This is a genomic window from Opitutus sp. GAS368 (assembly GCF_900104925.1).
GTDB lineage: Bacteria > Verrucomicrobiota > Verrucomicrobiia > Opitutales > Opitutaceae > Lacunisphaera.
This window is the reverse complement of sequence record NZ_LT629735.1, coordinates 2,153,572-2,169,681: the sequence shown is the minus strand read 5'-3', so window position 1 is coordinate 2,169,681 and position 16,110 is coordinate 2,153,572. Positions and strand designations below refer to the sequence as shown.

16 protein-coding genes are annotated in these 16,110 nt (G+C 66.8%); 11 read left to right on the top strand and 5 right to left on the bottom strand.

Going from position 1 to position 16,110, the window contains the following annotated elements; translation table 11 throughout:
- Window positions 1-36 precede the first annotated feature (36 nt).
- Together BLU29_RS09280 and BLU29_RS09275 are read right to left on the bottom strand one after the other, a co-directional pair.
- Window positions 37-234, bottom strand: coding sequence for a hypothetical protein (locus BLU29_RS09280; RefSeq protein WP_091057034.1), 198 nt, complete (start codon window positions 232-234; stop codon window positions 37-39).
- A gap of 83 nt (window positions 235-317) precedes the next feature.
- The gene (locus BLU29_RS09275) at window positions 318-950 is read right to left on the bottom strand and encodes a TetR/AcrR family transcriptional regulator (protein ID WP_091057031.1); all 633 of its coding nucleotides are present in this window, start codon (window positions 948-950) and stop codon (window positions 318-320) included.
- Between the two features lie 200 nt (window positions 951-1,150).
- Here BLU29_RS09275 and BLU29_RS09270 point away from each other — a divergent pair, with 200 nt between their 5' ends.
- The 10 genes from BLU29_RS09270 (at window position 1,151) to BLU29_RS09230 (ending at window position 11,020) form a co-directional block, all read left to right on the top strand.
- Complete coding sequence (locus BLU29_RS09270) at window positions 1,151-2,017, top strand: DUF2911 domain-containing protein (RefSeq protein WP_157693752.1); 867 nt, start codon at window positions 1,151-1,153, stop codon at window positions 2,015-2,017.
- Window positions 2,018-2,119: 102 nt separating this feature from the next.
- Complete coding sequence (locus tag BLU29_RS09265; protein WP_091057027.1) at window positions 2,120-2,719, top strand: DUF2911 domain-containing protein; 600 nt, start codon at window positions 2,120-2,122, stop codon at window positions 2,717-2,719.
- A gap of 14 nt (window positions 2,720-2,733) precedes the next feature.
- Window positions 2,734-5,253, top strand: a complete 2,520-nt coding sequence (locus tag BLU29_RS09260) for a PIG-L family deacetylase (RefSeq protein WP_091057024.1) — start codon at window positions 2,734-2,736, stop codon at window positions 5,251-5,253.
- A gap of 70 nt (window positions 5,254-5,323) precedes the next feature.
- Window positions 5,324-5,458, top strand: a complete 135-nt coding sequence (locus tag BLU29_RS18690; RefSeq protein ID WP_255400924.1) for a hypothetical protein — start codon at window positions 5,324-5,326, stop codon at window positions 5,456-5,458.
- A complete protein-coding gene (locus BLU29_RS09255; RefSeq protein ID WP_091057022.1) occupies window positions 5,455-7,185 on the top strand; it encodes a sodium:solute symporter in 1,731 nt (576 codons plus the stop codon). Before BLU29_RS18690 ends, BLU29_RS09255 begins: the two co-directional genes overlap by 4 nt.
- 82 nt (window positions 7,186-7,267) lie before the next feature.
- Window positions 7,268-8,041 carry a hypothetical protein gene (locus BLU29_RS09250; protein ID WP_091057020.1) on the top strand — a complete coding sequence of 258 codons (774 nt, stop codon included), beginning with the start codon at window positions 7,268-7,270 and terminating at the stop codon, window positions 8,039-8,041.
- 140 nt (window positions 8,042-8,181) lie between these two features.
- Window positions 8,182-8,910 carry a PIG-L family deacetylase gene (locus BLU29_RS09245; RefSeq protein ID WP_157693751.1) on the top strand — a complete coding sequence of 243 codons (729 nt, stop codon included), beginning with the start codon at window positions 8,182-8,184 and terminating at the stop codon, window positions 8,908-8,910.
- Between the two features lie 116 nt (window positions 8,911-9,026).
- Window positions 9,027-10,160 (top strand): N-acetyl-alpha-D-glucosaminyl L-malate synthase BshA, encoded by a 1,134-nt coding sequence (gene bshA / locus BLU29_RS09240; protein WP_091057016.1) that lies wholly within the window; start codon window positions 9,027-9,029, stop codon window positions 10,158-10,160.
- Window positions 10,161-10,196: 36 nt separating this feature from the next.
- Entirely contained in the window at window positions 10,197-10,631 is a 435-nt protein-coding gene (locus BLU29_RS09235; RefSeq protein ID WP_091057013.1) for a hypothetical protein, read from the top strand.
- A 104-nt stretch (window positions 10,632-10,735) separates the two neighbouring features.
- The gene (locus tag BLU29_RS09230) at window positions 10,736-11,020 is read left to right on the top strand and encodes a DUF2442 domain-containing protein (protein ID WP_091057011.1); all 285 of its coding nucleotides are present in this window, start codon (window positions 10,736-10,738) and stop codon (window positions 11,018-11,020) included.
- Between the two features lie 122 nt (window positions 11,021-11,142).
- On the opposite strand, the gene glgA is transcribed toward BLU29_RS09230, so the two are convergent.
- On the bottom strand, window positions 11,143-12,624 hold the full coding sequence (gene glgA, locus BLU29_RS09225) for a glycogen synthase GlgA (RefSeq protein ID WP_231962206.1): 1,482 nt from the start codon (window positions 12,622-12,624) through the stop codon (window positions 11,143-11,145).
- Between the two features lie 100 nt (window positions 12,625-12,724).
- On the opposite strand from glgA, the gene BLU29_RS09220 reads away from it, so the two are divergent.
- Complete coding sequence (locus tag BLU29_RS09220) at window positions 12,725-13,576, top strand: oxidoreductase (RefSeq protein WP_091057007.1); 852 nt, start codon at window positions 12,725-12,727, stop codon at window positions 13,574-13,576.
- 75 nt (window positions 13,577-13,651) lie between these two features.
- Here BLU29_RS09220 and pheA read toward each other — a convergent pair whose 3' ends face one another.
- Together pheA and BLU29_RS09210 are read right to left on the bottom strand one after the other, a co-directional pair.
- Window positions 13,652-14,728, bottom strand: a complete 1,077-nt coding sequence (gene pheA, locus BLU29_RS09215) for a prephenate dehydratase (protein WP_091057004.1) — start codon at window positions 14,726-14,728, stop codon at window positions 13,652-13,654.
- Between the two features lie 103 nt (window positions 14,729-14,831).
- Window positions 14,832-15,866 (bottom strand): 3-deoxy-D-arabino-heptulosonate 7-phosphate synthase, encoded by a 1,035-nt coding sequence (locus BLU29_RS09210; protein ID WP_091057001.1) that lies wholly within the window; start codon window positions 15,864-15,866, stop codon window positions 14,832-14,834.
- Window positions 15,867-16,110: the final 244 nt, after the last annotated feature.

The window sequence follows — 16,110 nt, the reverse complement described above, 5'->3', positions numbered from 1 at the left end:
TTGATGGCGGTTGGTGGTGACGGAAAACGGGGCGACTTATTCGCGATGGCGTGTGAGCGGCGCATGCAGGCGGTCGAGCAGATAGGGATCCCACAGGCTGCCGAGCGGCGGCACGGGAAAGCGGGCGCGCGTGGCGGCGGCGTTGGTGAACCGCTGCACGAACCGCGAAGCGAAGCTGGAGCGCATGGCATTGCTGGAGGCGGATGAAGAGGAACGGTGCGTCTTGTTTTTCATGGCTTTAAAGCTGGTATAGTTGACTGGTTATCTAGTTTTGAGGCGAAAAAATCGCGCACGCGGAGAACGTGCGCTGCGAGTGATCAGACTTTGATCGTGGCCGGTTGGACTGCGGTCTTGGCGCCGAGGATGCGCATCGCCAGATCCGGCAAAGCGCGGAGAACCTCAGGATTGTTGAGGATCCGGGCCTGGGTAAGGATGCCCTCGATCAGGCCGGCAACCGCCGTGGCCTTCTCACTGGGATCACCGGGCTCGATCGAACCCTCGGCCAGCGCATCGCGAATCGCGGATTCGTAATAGCGGCGCTTGCGCGCGAAAAGCTCGCGGATCTTGTTGCCCACGGCGGCTTCCTCGTCGCAGGTGCACGTTTCAGAGCCGACGGACATCACGGGGCAACCCAGCACCTTGCCGTGCTTCTGCTTAATTTCGGCCTGGAAGTCATACATGCTCGCCAGATAGTTCCGGATGCGGGTCAGCGGCTCGACCGACGGGGAAAAGATCCCGTCCATCTTCGGCTTGCTCACTTCCTGCCACATCCGCTCGAGCGCGGCCACGGCGAGTTCCGACTTGGAGCTGAAGAAATAGTAGAAACTGCCCTTGGCCACGCCGGCCCGCTTGCAGATGTCATCGATCGTGATGGCGCCGTAGCTCTCTTCCCAGATCAGGTCGAGGGCGGCGTCCATCAAGCGTTCGTTGGCGTCTGAAGTTCTTCCCATGGCCAAAATGAATAGTTGACTGTTTGGTCTAGTCAACGATTTTTCTCAGATTTCTGCAAAAAAACCGGTTTCTCCATTTCCGCCCGGCCCTGATTCACCGCCAAGAGCTTGGCTGTCACATGGATTTAAAAGCCTTTGGTCGAAAATAGGTGGAATCTCGGCGCCGTCTGACTTCTCTTAGATTCACCATGATTCCCCGCATGCTACGCGTCACCCTGTCGTTCCTTGCCGGGTCGGTCCTCGCGACCGGCCTGTTTGCCCAAGCCCCCAAGATAGAGTTCCCCGCGGCCAGCCCGGCCGCCACGGTCAAGCAACGCGTCGGCGTCACCGACATCGAGGTCAACTATTCCCGCCCGAGCATGCGCGGCCGGAAAATCTTCGGCGGCCTCCTGCCCTACGGCGAGATCTGGCGCACCGGCGCCAACAACGCGACGAAGATCACCTTCAGCACCGCGGTAAAGTTCGGCGGGGTCGACGTACCCGCCGGTTCCTACGCCCTCTTCAGCATTCCCGGCGAAACCGAGTGGACCGTCATCCTGAACAAGGTCCCCGACAAGTGGCCGTGGGGCGCGTATTCCTACGACGCCAAGAACGACCTCGTCCGCGTCAAGGCCGTGCCGCAGCGGCTGCCGGTGCCGGTGGAGACCTTCACCATCAGCTTCAGCGATCTTTCCAAGGAATCCGCCGCCGCCCTCATGCTCTACTGGGAAAACGTCCGGGTTCCGGTCGCGATCGAGGTCGACGTCGCCAGCACCCTCGTCCCGCAGATCGAGGCCGCGATGGCCGCCACCGAGGGCAAGAAGCCCTACTTCGCCTCCGCCATGTTCTATTACGAGAACGGCCTCGACCTGAAGAAGGCCGCAGCCTGGATGGACGCCGCCATCGCCGAGCAGCCCGACGCGTTCTACATGATCTACCGCAAGGGCCTCATCCTCGAGAAGGCCGGCGACAAGACCGGCGCGCTCGCCGCCGCCCAGAAATCACTCGAGATGTCCAGGAAAGCGCCCGGGCTCGTCGGCACGGAATACACCCGGCTGAACGAGGCCCTCATCGCTCGCCTGAAGTAAGCACCATCCGCGCGGGCCGTCTGGTCCGCTTTCGCAACCCTCCCTGCGCCGGCGGCATCTAACCTGCCGGCGCCTCGCGTTCCACCTCAACCCCGGAATCCCATGAAACTCCGCCTCGCTCTCGTTCTCCTCGTTGCGTCCGCCTCCTCCGCGCTTTTTGCGCAAACCCCGGCGGCACCCGCCCCCGCCGCCACGACCGTTGCCCCGCCGGCCCCGCCGCGCACCCGTGTCAGCCCGCATGAAGTCATCAGCCTCAAGGTCGACGGCAACCGTGTGACCGTCATCTACGGCCGCCCCTACTCCAAGGACCCGAAGACCGGCGCCATCCGCAAGATCTGGGGCGAGCTCGTGCCCTACGGCAAGGTCTGGCGCACCGGCTCGGACGAGGCCACCACGCTCATTACCCAGCAGGCGATCGATCTCGGCGGCACCACCGTGCCCGCCGGCACCTACACCCTCTTCACTGTCCCGCTGGCGGATGGCACCGCCAGGCTGGTCATCAACCGGGAAACCGGCCAGTGGGGCGTCGATCCCTACCACGAGGCGAACGAACTCGCCCGCGTCGACCTGAAGAAGGACACGCTCAGCACGCCGCTCGACCAGTTCGTCATGGCGCTCGAGAAAAATCCCGGCGGCGGCGGCATCCTGAAGATGGCCTGGGAAACCACGCAGTTCTCCGTGCCTTTCACGGTCAAAAAGTAACCGCCCACCCAGTCATGGCTTTCCGTTCCTGGCGCCGCGCGCTGCTTTTGCTCGGCGCCCTTTTCTCCGTCGCCTCCCTGCAGGCGGGCAACGCGATTGAACAGGACCTCCGCAGCTTCGGCACCACCGGCACCGTCCTGCACATCGGCGCGCATCCCGATGATGAAAACACGCAGCTGATCACCTACCTGTCGCTGGGCCGGGGCTATCGCGTCGCCTACCTGTCGCTCACGCGCGGCGATGGCGGCCAGAACGAACTCGGCCGCGACTTCGACGAGAAACTTGGCGTCGCCCGCACCCAGGAACTGCTCGCCGCCCGCCGCTTCGACCACGGCCGCCAGTTTTTCACCCGCGCCATCGATTTTGGTTTTTCCAAGACGCCGGAGGAAACCCTGCGCTTCTGGGACCGTGACGCCGTGCTCGGAGACGTCGTGCGCATCATCCGGCAATACCGCCCCGATGTCATCGTCACCCGCTTCCCCATTCCGCCGGGCAGCGGCGGCCACGGCCATCATACCGCCTCGGCCATCCTCGCCGTCGAGGCCTTCAAGCTCGCCGGCGACCCGAAGGCCTATCCCGAGCAGCTCGCGCAGGGCCTGACCGTCTGGCAGCCCAAGCGCGTCGTCTGGAATTCGTTTTCGTTCGGCGGCGCCGGCCCCAACGGGCTCAACGGCCCCACCGTGAAAATGGACATCGCCGGCACCGACCCGGTGAGTGGCGAGACCTTCGGCACCATCGCCAACGAAAGCCGCGGCATGCACAAGACGCAGGGCCTCGGCGGTTTCTCCGGCCGCGCCGCCACCGGCCCCAACATGCAGAATTTCATGCTCCTGGCCGGCGAGCCTTGGCCGGGCGATCCGGCCCGGACCAACACCGGGCTGGCCGCAGCCAGCAACGGTGGCCCGGACCTCATGGACGGCGTGGACACCACCTGGGCCCGCTATCCCGGCGGCGCCGAGATCGGCGCACTCGCCGCGGCTGCGCTCGCCCAGTTCAAGGCCGACGATCCCGCCGCCTCGGTGCCAGCCCTGCTGGCGCTCCGGACCAAGCTCGCGACACTGCCCACCGATCCGCTCACCATCGACAAGCGCGCGCAGCTCGACCGGATCCTGCAAGCGTGCCTCGGCTTGAAGGTCGAAACCACGCTGGCCAACGCCGAGGTCGTGCCGGGCGAGCCGCTCAAGCTGACGCTCGCGTTCAGCATGGCGGCCAGGACCGCGGATGTGCGCTACGTGGAAACACGCAACCCCGCACTGAAGCTGGCCGCCGGCCCGGGCGGCGAACTGACCGGTGTCCTGCCGCTGACGACTCCGCTCACCCAGCCCTACTGGCTGCGCGCCGACGGCGCCGCCGGCATTTCCCGGGTAGACGATCCCTCCCTCATCGGCCGGCCGGAGAATCCGCCCGCCATTCCGTTGGAGCACGTCTTCACGGTGGGCGACCAGACCCTGGTCATCGCCGATGAGCCGGTCCAGCCGGTCCAGGCCCCGACCGGCGCGCAGTCCCGGCTGAGCGTCAAGGTCATCCCGCCCGTCTCGCTCGCGCTGAACTCCGAGATTTTTCTCGTGCCGCCCGGCACCACCAAGCCCGTGACCGTCGAGGTCACGGCCGCGCGCGCCAACAGTCGCGGCACCCTCCGGCTCGAACTGCCCGCCGGCTGGTCGGCTGCGCCCGGCCCGCAGGATTTCCGCCTGCCCAACGTCGGCGACAAGGCCTCCTTCACTTTCACTGTCACTTCTCCCTCGGCCGGCAGTGCCGGCCGGCTCACGGCCGTCGCGAAGGTCGACGGTCACGATTTTTCCAACCAGCGCTACGAAGTCCGCTACGACCACATCCCGGTGCAGCTGCTGCAACCGCCGGCCCGCGCGCGCCTGGCCAGTTTCGACCTGGCCACCCGCGGCCTGACCATCGGCTACCTGCCCGGCGCTGGCGACTACGTGGCGGAGTGCCTCGAGCAGATGGGCTATGTCGTCCACCGCCTCACCGGCGCCGACCTGACGCCGGAAAAACTCCACGGGTTCGACGCCGTCGTCATCGGCGTGCGCGCCTTCAACGAACGCACCGACCTGAAGGACGCCTTCCCCGGCCTGCTCGCCTGGGTCGAGGCCGGCGGCACCGTCATCGCGCAATACAACCGGCCCAACGGCCTGAAGGCCGAGCAGCTCGGGCCTTATCCGCTCTCGATCGAGGGACCGGCGCCGGCCCTGCGCGTCACCGATGAAACCGCGCCCGTGACGCTGCTGGCGCCCGACCACGCGGCCGTCAACACCCCGAACAAGATCAACCCGGCGGACTTCGACGGCTGGGTGCAGGAACGCGGCGCCTATTTCCCGAGCAAGTGGGACGAGGAGCACTACGTCGCCCTGCTCGGCATGAGCGACCCGGGCGAGGCCCAGCTCAAGAGCAGCATCCTCGTCGCAAAATACGGTTCGGGCCACTACGTCTACACCGGCATCGGGTTCTTCCGCCAGCTGCCCGCCGGGGTGCCGGGCGCCTACCGCCTGTTCGCCAACCTGCTTTCGCTCGGGAAATGAATCCGCCTTTTTGTCGGAGCCTGCTTGCAGGCGATGCCCCCAACCCTCGCCTGCAAGCAGGCTCCTACCCATGACTCCTGAACCTGACGACGAGTCCACCGGCCTGCCCGGTCTCCGTTCGTGGCCGGCGGTCTATGTTTTCGTGCTGGGCGTCTTCGTCCTCTGGGTCGGGCTGCTCGCCGCGCTGACGGAGGTGTATTCGTGAACGCCCTCGATTACGCCGTCCTGCTCGTCACCATTCTCGCCATCGCGGGCTACGGGATGTGGCGCACGCGCAGCCGCCGCAGCCTCGACACCTACCTGCGGGGCGCGCGGGACACCAACTGGTTCACCATCGGCGTGGCGGTGATGGCGACGCAGGCGAGCGCCACCACCTTCCTGTCCACGCCCGGTCAGGGCTATCAGGACGGAATCGGCTTCATCCAGAATTATTTCGGCGCGCCCCTCGCGATGATCATCATCGCCGCCGTCTTCCTGCCGATCTTCCGCCGGCTCAATGTTTACACCGCCTACGAATACCTCGGCCAGCGATTCGACCGGAAGACGCGCCTGCTCGGGGCCGGGCTTTTTCTCCTGCAGCGCGGCATCGCCGCGGGCATCACCATCTACGCGCCGGCCATCGTGCTGTCCACGGCGATGGGCTGGCCCCTGCAACTCACGATCATCGCCAGCGGCCTGCTGGTGCTCCTCTACACGTCGGCCGGGGGCAGCGAAGCCGTGGCTCTCACCCAGAAATACCAGTTTGCCGTGATCATCGCCGGCATGATCGCCGCCTTCATCGTGCTCGTGACCAAACTGCCCCCGGGCCTCACGCTCGGCGACGCCTTCACGGTGGCGGGCGGTTTTGACAAGCTCAAGGCGGTCGACACCACCCCCAGCCTGGCCCCGCGCTACACCCTGTGGTCGGGCCTCATCGGCGGCCTGTTCCTGGCGCTGTCGTATTTCGGCGCCGACCAGTCCCAGGTGCAGCGCTACCTGGGCGGGGCGTCGCTCCGTGAGAGCCGGCTGGGGCTGATGTTCAACGCGGTCTTCAAGATCCCCATGCAGCTTTTCATCCTGCTGCTGGGCGCCCTGATCTTCGTCTTCTATCAATTCGAGCGCCCGCCCGTTTTCTTCAACCAGACGGCGTGGCACGCCGCCGCCCTGACCGCCCCGGGGAAATTCTCGGCGATCGAGTCGGACTACGCCGCGGCCCAAGACGAAAAGCAGCAGGAAATCACGCGCTGGCTCGCCGCCCAGCATGCCGGCGACTCCGTCGCGAGTGCCGCGGCCCGAACCGCCGCCCGGGACAGCCAGGCGCGCGCCGAGGCCATCCGGGCCCGGGCGAAGACCGCTTTGCGCGAGGCCGATCCGCGTGCCCCGACCACCGACACGGATTACGTTTTCATCAACTTCATCATCTCGCACCTCCCGCACGGGCTCATCGGACTGCTCATCACGGTGTTTTTCGCGGCCACCCTGAACTCCAAGGCCGCCGAGCTCAACGCCCTCGCCTCGGCCACGACCGTGGATCTTTACCGCCATCTCATCAACCCGGCGGCCGATGACGCCCGGTGCGTCGCCGCCTCCCGCTGGTTCACCGCCCTCTGGGGGCTCGCCGCCATCGGGTTCGCCCTGAGCATCACGCTCGCGGAGAATCTCATCCAGTTCGCCAACATCATCGCGTCGATCTTCTACCCCGTGTTGCTCGGCCTGTTCTTCGTCGCGTTCTTCCTCCGGAAGGCCGGCGGCACCGCCGTGTTCTGGGGCGCCGTCGCGGCCCAGGGGGTGACGGTGGCGATCTTCTTTGCCCGCGGCACGCGGCCGGATTTTCCTTTCTCCTACCTTTGGGACAACGTCATCGGCTGCGCGGCGTGCATGCTGTTCAGCGTGATCATCCAGGCCTTTCTCCCGCGGATTACGCAGATCGACGCGGATGGACAAACCACTTGATGTCGACCGCACCCTCTAATCCGATGCCTTTGCTCCGACATCCGCGTTCATCCGCGTTATCCGCGGAGAATTTCTCTCTCTGATGTCTCCCCCCGTCATCTGTTTCGGCCAGCAGCCCTGCGGATTTTTCCCGCGGCGCTTCCTCCAGGCCAAGTTCGTGACGGCCCGCCGCCTCCAGGCGGAGATCGGCGGCGAGATCGTGTTCTTTCTCCACGACAGCGACCATGACTGCCGCGAGACGCAGACCACGCTGCGCCACCTGAAGACCGACCAGCCCCAGACCTTCAACTTCACCTTTGCCAACAAGCTCCAACGGAAATTCTCCCCGCTCTTCCTCAAGCGCATCCCGGCGGACTGGCCGGCCAGCACCGCGCGCCAGTTGCCGAACTTCGTCGCTACCCGCTGGGTCGACGCCTTCAAGCAGGTCAGCGCGACCAACGTGGCCGACTTCTGCCTCGAGATGTATCGCCGCATGGAGCTGCTCGACGGCATCCGCGTGGTCCGCTCCGGCGACCCGGCCGTCCGACGCGCGGCCTGTGATATCCCCGACTGCTTCGTAGACGTGCCGCACGAGGGCGAGGTCGTCCGCGCCCGGCTTATTGACGGCGCCCTCAAGCTCCACGAGGGTGGCGCCAGCTACATCGACCTGCTCAGGATCGATTTCGCCAAGGAGCAGGTCAGCCCGACGCGCGATAGCCGGTTGCGCTGGATGCAATCCGTGATTCACTGCACGCACTACATCTGCGGCGCCGGCGAGCAGGCGTATCTCAACCCCGCCGACGCCCCCGAAATCACCTTCGTTCCCCGCGACACCATTGACCGCTCCGATGAAGCCTACACCGATCTTCCCTCTTAGCCCGGCCTTGAGCAGGAGCGCGAGCTCCGGACGCGTGTCGAGCTCCGGCAACCAAGGGCCCTTGTAACCTATTAGGTTACAAATTCTGTCCCGTCACTTTAGTAGTCTTTTAAACTACCCACATCTCAGTCGCTTCGCTCGTGAAATCACCTGCCACACCCCTGCCACCATTGCTGGCCTTCGGCGCGCACCCCGACGACATCGAGTTCGGCGCCGGCGGCATCATCGCCCGAGAAACCCGCGGCGGCCGGCGGGCGCACTTTGTCGTCTGTTCGCAAGGCGAGGCGGGCACCAACGGCACGCCGGCGGTCCGCGCGCGCGAAGCCCGGCAGGCCGCGAAGATCCTTGGCGCGACGATCGAGTTCCTCGCGCTCGACGGCGACGCCCGGCTCGAACTGAAGGCGGTCCACGCCCTCGCGCTCGCCGACATCATCCGCCGGGTGCAGCCGGGCATCGTGCTCGCGCCCACCACCGAACCCAACCAGCACCCCGACCACTGGCGGCTCGGCCAGCTCGTCCGCGACGCCACCCGGCTCGCCCGCTACGCCGGCGTGGCCGAACTCAAGGCCCGGCCGGCGCACGCCATCGGCCAGCTGTTTTTCTACGCGCTCAGCCCCGGCAGCGTGCCGGCGGGCCATCTGTCCGTCGTCATCGACATTTCCGCCCCCGGGATCGTCGCCACGTGGACCAGGGCGATGGCAGCGCACGCTTCGCAAATGAAGACGCGCAACTACGTCGAGCTGCAGCTGGCCCGGGCCCGCGTGCTCGGGCTGGATGCCGGTGTGGACCACGCGCAGGCCCTTTACCCGAACGACCCGCTGGTGTTCGACTCACTCGCCCCCTTGTCCCGCGGCGCCCGCCGCTTCTGAGCAAGAAACCACGAATGGACCCAAATTCACACGAATTGAATGCGACGCATCCCCGTCTCCCGAAGATTTGTGTCCCTTCGTGTCCATTCGTGGTTCAACTGCCTTGATGAATCGTCATGTCTGACCGTCCCCTCAAGATCGGCATCACCTGCTACCCGTCGGTGGGTGGCAGCGGCATCCTCGCGTCGGAGCTGGGCGAGGAACTGGCCCAGCGGGGCCATGCGATCCATTTCATCAGCTATGAGCCGCCGTTCCGCATGCCGGCCGGTCCGAACGTGTTTTTCCACCCGGTGCAGGTCAGCAGCTACGACCTGTTCAAGTATCCCGACTACACCCTGCCGCTCTCGGTGAAGATGGCCGAGGTCAGCCGGGTGCACCGGCTCGATGTCCTGCACGTCCACTACGCCGTGCCGCACGCCACCGCCGCCATCCTCGCCCGCGCCATGCTGCACGCGGAGCACCGCCTGCGCATCATCACGACGCTGCACGGCACCGACACCACGCTGCTCGGCCGCGACCCCGGCTACGGCCCGGCCATCCGGCACGCCCTCGAGCACTCCGACGCCATCACGACTGTTTCCGAGTTCATGCGCGGTGAAACCGTGCGCCTGCTCGGCGTGCAGCGCCCGGTCGAGGTCATCCACAATTTCTTCGCCCCGCACGCCCCGCGCCGCTCCCGCGCCGAGGTGCGGCGCGAACTCGGCGTGACCGACGGCGAGGCCCTGCTCCTGCACATCTCGAACCTGCGCCCGCTCAAGCGCCTCGACCTGCTGCTGGAGACCGTCGCGAAACTTCCCGCGGCCACCGCCTTCAAGCTCGTCGTGCTGGCGGGGGGCGACCCGGCGCCGCTCCGGGCGGAAGCCACCCGGCTCGGTCTGGCCGGCCGTCTCGTCGTGCGCGAGCGCGTGAGCGACGTGGAGGACTACCTGCAGACGGCCGACGCCGGCCTGTTCACCTCGGAGATGGAAAGTTTCTGCCTCAGCATCCTGGAGCTGATGAGCTTCGGCTGTCCCAGCGCCGCGTTTGCCGTCGGCGGGATCCCGGAGGTCACGCGCTCCGGCGAAACCGGGCTGCTGGTGCCGCTGGGCGACACCGCCGCGCTGGCGCAGGCCGTGGGCACGCTCATCGCCGATCCCGCCCGCCGCGCCGCGCTCGGTCGCGCCGCGCAGCAGCGCGCCCGGGAGCACTTTTCCGCCGCCGCCATCGTCCCGCGCTATGAAGCGCTTTACCGGCGGGTCTGCGGAATTTAGTCGAGCCGGCAACGCCCGCCCGCCATCCTTCGCCGCATGGAATCCGACGACCCGCCGCCCAAGGTTTACGGTTTCAAGGAGCGCGAGTTCACACGCGACAACGTGCGGATGCCCGGCGCGGCGCCGCTGCCCACGGCCAAGGAGCTGGCCGTCATGGCCGGACCGGTGACCGCTTCGCCCAAGGGCGCGACCGGTCCCAAGGCGGGCGATCCGAACGATGTCTATGCAACGCTCCAGCAGAACCGGGCGGTGGAGAAAAAGCTCACCGGCGATGAGATCGAGATCCGCAAGATCAAGTCCCGCCGCTGGCGCGATTACCTGCTAATCCTGCTCCCCAGCGAGATCCTGCTTGGCACGATTACCGTGCTTGGCCGGGGCAATCCGGTCGTTTTCGTTTCGGGGCTGGCCGGCATGATCATGATTGGCGTCACCATCACCTGGATCATGTGGCAGGTGATGGACCGGTATTGAGCCGGCCGCCGGCCGGCGAAATCGCGCCGAAGCGTCCGGCGAAGGCGGATAGGCTGCGCAGCGGGATACATTGCTATTCCCGCGGGGCTGGGTAACGTCGGAGGATGGACACCGCCCAAACCGTCATTCCCGCCCTCACCGCCCTGCGCTGCTGGGTCCAGGGCCGGCGCATTTATCTTGAGATCAACGCCCGCCGCTCGGTCAGCTTTCCCGCCAGCAAATACAACGCGCTGGCCAACGCCTCGCAGTCCGAGCTCGAGAAAATCCAGCTGGTCAACGCCGGCCGGACCATCCAGTGGGAGTCGCTCGACGAGGCCATCGCGGTGGACGACGTGGCGAACAACCGCTTCTTCCACACGCCCAAGGCGGTGGCGGTTCACGCGGGATAATCTGTAGAACGGGATCGTTGTCCCGCCGTGGAGGGCTCAGCTCCAGCTGGGCCGTTCCGACAAGCTCAGGGCCCCTGGGGCTGCGGCCCAGCTGGAGCTGGGCCCTCCAAAGCTTTCAGCCTCTATGCCGGGTAAGTGCCCGTGCGGTGCTCGACCGCCCAGCGGTAGAGCTCGACGTATTGCGCGGCGCTCTGCCGCCACGAAAAATCCTGCGCCATCGCCCGCTGCTGCAGCCCGGCGAATTCCTGCGGCCGGTCGTAGTAGGTGGCGCACGCCCAGCCGAGCGTGTCGGCCAGCGCCCCGGCCGTGGCCGCGTGGAAGACAAAGCCCGTGCCCCGCGCCTGGCCTTCCTCGAAATTCTGGACCGTGTCCACCAGCCCCCCGGTCGCGCGGACGATCGGCAGCGTGCCGTAGCGCATCGCATACATCTGCGTCAGCCCGCACGGTTCCGACCGGCTGGGCATGACGAAGCAGTCGCTGCCACCCTGGATCAGCCGCGCCAGCTTGCCATCGAAACCGATCTGGGCCCCGCAGCGCCCGCGGTAGGCCTGCGCCGCCCATTGGAAGGTGTTTTCCATCCGCCCGTCGCCGTTGCCGAGCAGCACGAGCTGGATTTCCATCTTCTCCATGATGGCCGGCAGGGCCTCGGCCAGCAGGTCGAGCCCCTTCTGCGCCGCCAGCCGCGAGACCACGCCGAAGAGCGGCACGACCGGGTTCACGTCCAGGTGAAAATGCCGCTGCAGCGCCGCCTTGCAGAGCGCCTTGCCGTGGAGATCGGCCGCCGAATAAGGCGCCGGCAGGGCCCGGTCATGCGCCGGGTCCCAGGATTCGTCATCGATGCCGTTGACGATGCCCACGAGGTCGCCCGCCCGGAAACGCAGCGCCGCATCGAGCCCGAAGCCACCGTCGGGCGTGACAATCTCCTTCGCGTAGGTCGGGCTCACCGTCGTGAGCTTTGTCGAGTGATAGAGGCCCGCCTTCATCAGGTTGACCATGCCGCCCGACTCGATCCCGTCGCGCTGGAACTCACCCAGGGGCAACCGCGCAAAATCCACCACGCGCACCGGCGAGTAACCCTGGTGCTCGAGGTTGTGGATGGTGTAGACGGTCGCTGTGCGGCCGAGCGGCGTGGCGCGCAGCGTGGTGTTGAGCATCACCGGCAGCAGGCCCGTGGTCCAGTCATGGCCGTGCACGACGTCGGGGATCCAGTCCAGCTGCTGGCACAGCGCCAGCGCGCCGCGGCAGAGGAAGGCGAAGCGCAGGTCGTTGTCCTCGTGCGCGCCCCACGGCCCCGTGTAGACCTCGGGCCGCGCAAAGTAGTCGTGGTTCTCCAGGAAATACACCGGCACCGTCGTGCCCGGCAGCACCGTCTGCCAGGTGCGCGCCCACTGCGTCGCCGGGCCGACGTCGACGCCGAGCGGCTGGTCGAGCGCGCGCCACTCACCGGTGCGCTTGATCGAGCCGTAAGCCGGGCAGACGATCCGCACGTCGTGGCCGAGCTTGGCCAGCTCCTTGGGCAGCGCCCCCACCATGTCCGCCAGTCCGCCGACCTTCACGAACGGCTCCACCTCGGGGCTCACGAAGAGAATTTTCAGCGCTCGCACAGGAGCACGAAACCCGAACCGCGCGGGACTGCCGAGCCCAAATTGCGCCCCGCCCCGCCTTCGCATTTGCGAAACTCCCCTAAGTGGGGAAACTCCGCGCATGGCACAACGCATCTGGTTCATCACGGGCGTGTCGAGCGGCCTGGGCCGCTCGCTCGCCGAAGCCGTCGCCGCCCGGGGTGACATCGCCGTCGGCACGCTGCGGCAGGACGCCCAGCTCGCCGTCTACAGCGCCCTCGCCCCCGGTCGCACCGTCGGCGTCAAGCTCGACGTCAACGACCACGCCCAGGTCAACGCGGTCGTGTCGCAGGTCATCAAGCAATTCGGCCGGATCGACGTGCTCGTGAACAACGCCGGCTACGGTCTCCTCGGGGCCGTCGAGGAGGTCAGCGACGCCGAGGCCCGCGCCCAGCTGGAGACGAATGTCTTCGGCGCCCTCGCCGTGACGCGGGCCGTGCTGCCGCACCTGCGCCGGCAAAAATCCGGCCACATTCTCCAAATCTCCTCCATCGGTGGTTTCAACGGCACGCCCGGGGCCGGCATCTACAATGCGAGCAAGTTCGCCCTTGAGGGTTTCAGCGAGGCGATCGCCAAGGAGACCGCCCCGCTGGGCATCCGCGTCACCCTCGTCGAACCCGGCCCGTTCCGCACCAAGTGGGCGGGGGAATCCCTCAAGCGCGCCGCGGCGGTCATTCCGGACTATGCCGCGACCCCCGCCGGCGCCACCATCGCGCGGATCACGGGTTACGGCGCCACCGGTTCGCAGCCCGGCGATCCCGACCTTGCGGCCGGGGCGATGATCAAGGCCGTCGACTCCCCCAACCCGCCGCTGCGGCTCGTGCTCGGCGCCCTCGCGATCGGCGCTTTCCGCGCGAAGCTCGAGGCCGCCCGCCAGGAGCTCGCCGCGTGGGAGGCCATCGGCCTCGCCACGGACGCGCCGCCGAAATCTTGAGCTGGAGCCGCAGCGACCTCGCTGCGGTCTTCCAACCAACCACGGCGGGGTCGCCGTGGCTCCAATGCCGCAGCCCTACTTCCTCGCCACTGGATAGCTGCCGAGCCACTTCACGAGCGGGCACTTCTTGCTCAGCTCCTTGAGCGCGGCCTGCATCGCCGGGTCCTCGTAGTGCCCCGTGACGTCGAGGAAGAAGATGTAGTCCCACGGCCGCAGCCGGCTGGGGCGCGACTCGATGCGCGTGAGGTTGAGCTTGCGGCGGTTGAAGGGCTGCAACGCATGCAGGAGCGCGCCGGGCTCGTGGTGCAGCGAGACGAGCAGACTCGTCTTGTCGTGGCCGCTGCCGGCCGAGCCCGAGGCCTCGCGGCCGAGGAAAACAAAGCGCGAGGTGTTGTTCTTGAGGTCCTGGATGTGCGTCGCGGCCACGGGCACGCCATAGCGCTCGCCGGCGATGCGCGGGGCGATGGCGGCGGCGCCCTTCTCCTTGGCGGCGATCTGCACGCCGAGCGCGGTGCTGTCGACATCCACCAGCTGGGCGTGTGGCAGGTTGCGCTGCAACCAGCGGCGGCACTGGGCCAGTGCCTGGTCCTTCGAGTAGATTTTTTTTATCTTCGCCAGCGGCTCGCGCGACAGCAGCGTGTGCTCGATCTCCTGGTGCAGCTCGGCGACGATCTTCAGCGGCGTCTCGACGAACAGGTCGAGCGAATCGCGCACGGAGCCCTCGGTGGAGTTCTCGACCGGCACGACGCCGTAGTCGGCCTCGCCCTTCTCCACGGCGGTGAAGATGTCGGCGATGGTCGCCATCGGGCGGTAGTCCACGCTTGAGCCGAACTTGCGCAGCGCGGCGGCGTGGGTGTTGGTGGCCTCGGGCCCGAGGTAGGCGATGCACAGCGGCTTCTCGAGCGCGAGCGCCGCCGACATGATCTCGCGGTAGATGGCCTGGAGGGCGGCCGGCTTGAGCGGGCCCTTGTTCGCCGCCGCCACGCGGCGCAGCACGTCGGCCTCGCGCTCCGCCACGTAGATGCGCGTCTTCGCGCCGCGCTTCAGCTCGCCGATCTTCCGGGCGCACTTCAGGCGGGTGTTGAGGATCTTGACGACCTTCTGGTCGAGGGCGTCGATCTCGGCGCGGATTTTGGCGAGTTGCTTTTTCATGACACGGCGGCGGTCGGTTTTGTAGGAGCTTGTTTACAAGCGATCAGGATGTGCGGGGCAATCGTGGGTTTAAATCGCCTGCAAGCAGGCTCCTACAAGGGCATCAGGCGGAGCGGCGGAGAGCATGGAGGGCCTTGGCCCGGGTAATCAACCCCGCAAGCACCGCGGGGGTGATCGCCTGCTTCGGGTCGTCGCCCAGCCCGTGGTTCGGACTGACATGCGCCTCGATGCACAGGCCGTCGGCCCCGTAGGCGACCGCGGCCAGCGCGCAGGCCGGCACGTAGGCCGCCTTGCCGACCGAGTGCGACGGGTCGATGACGACCGGGGCCCAGGTGCGCTCCTTGAGCAGCGGCGTGATGGATTCGTCGGGGTGGTTGCGGTAGCCGTCGAGGCCGGGCTGGGTGCCGCGCGGGCAGAGGATGACGTTGGGGTTGCCGAAATTCACGATGTATTCGGCGGCGGAGATGAACTCGTTGAGCGTGCCGGTGTGCATGCCGCGCTTGAGCAGGACGGCGGTGGGCCGGCCCGCGATGGCCGCGCCGACCTGGCGCAGCAGCGAGTAATTGAGGGCATTGCGCGCACCGATCTGCAGCACCTGCACGCCGGCGGCGAGGGCGAGCTTCAGCTGCTCCTCGTCCATCACCTCGGTGTCCACGGGCAGGCCGGTGCGGCGCGAACCCTCCATCAGGATGTCGAGCGACTTGTTGTCGCCCTGGAAAGCGTAGGGATTGGTGCGCGGTTTCCAGACGCCGCCGCGCAGGGCGTGGGCGCCGGCCTCCTTCACCGCCTGCGCCGTCTCGTAGAAGAGGTTCGGATTCTTCGGGTCGATGGTGCAATGCCCGGCCATGATCAGCAGTTCGTCGCCGAGGGTCACGCCGCCGACCTTCACGCGGTGGCGGGCGAGCTCGGACTTGATATCCATCAGCTTGTGCGGCGACTGGATGGTGTCGACGCGGTCGACGAACGGCAGGCCCTCGAGCCGGCTGATCATGAGCTCATGGCGCTCGTCGCCCACGATGGCGTAAATCGTGCGGACATCGCCGACGATCGGTTGGATGCGGCAGCCGAACTCGCCGACGATGGCGGTCAGCTGGGCGACTTCCTCCGTGGAAAGACGGTTGTTTTTTGGCAGGATCATGGTGGTGGTGTTTGGGAATTGGGTGATTCGATCAATTCTCCGCGGATGGCGCGGATGCTCGTGGATGAAGAAAGAGTGATATCAAGGTTGCTGGTTTTTATCCGTATTCATCCGCGTAATTCGCGGGAAAAATGTCTTGGTTTTAAAACAAAAAAGCCGCCCGGTGGGGCGGCTCCTTTGCAAATTGGTTCTGGGGGTGAATCAGGGTTTGCGAATGGACAAGCCGCCGGCGGTCTGCGGGCTA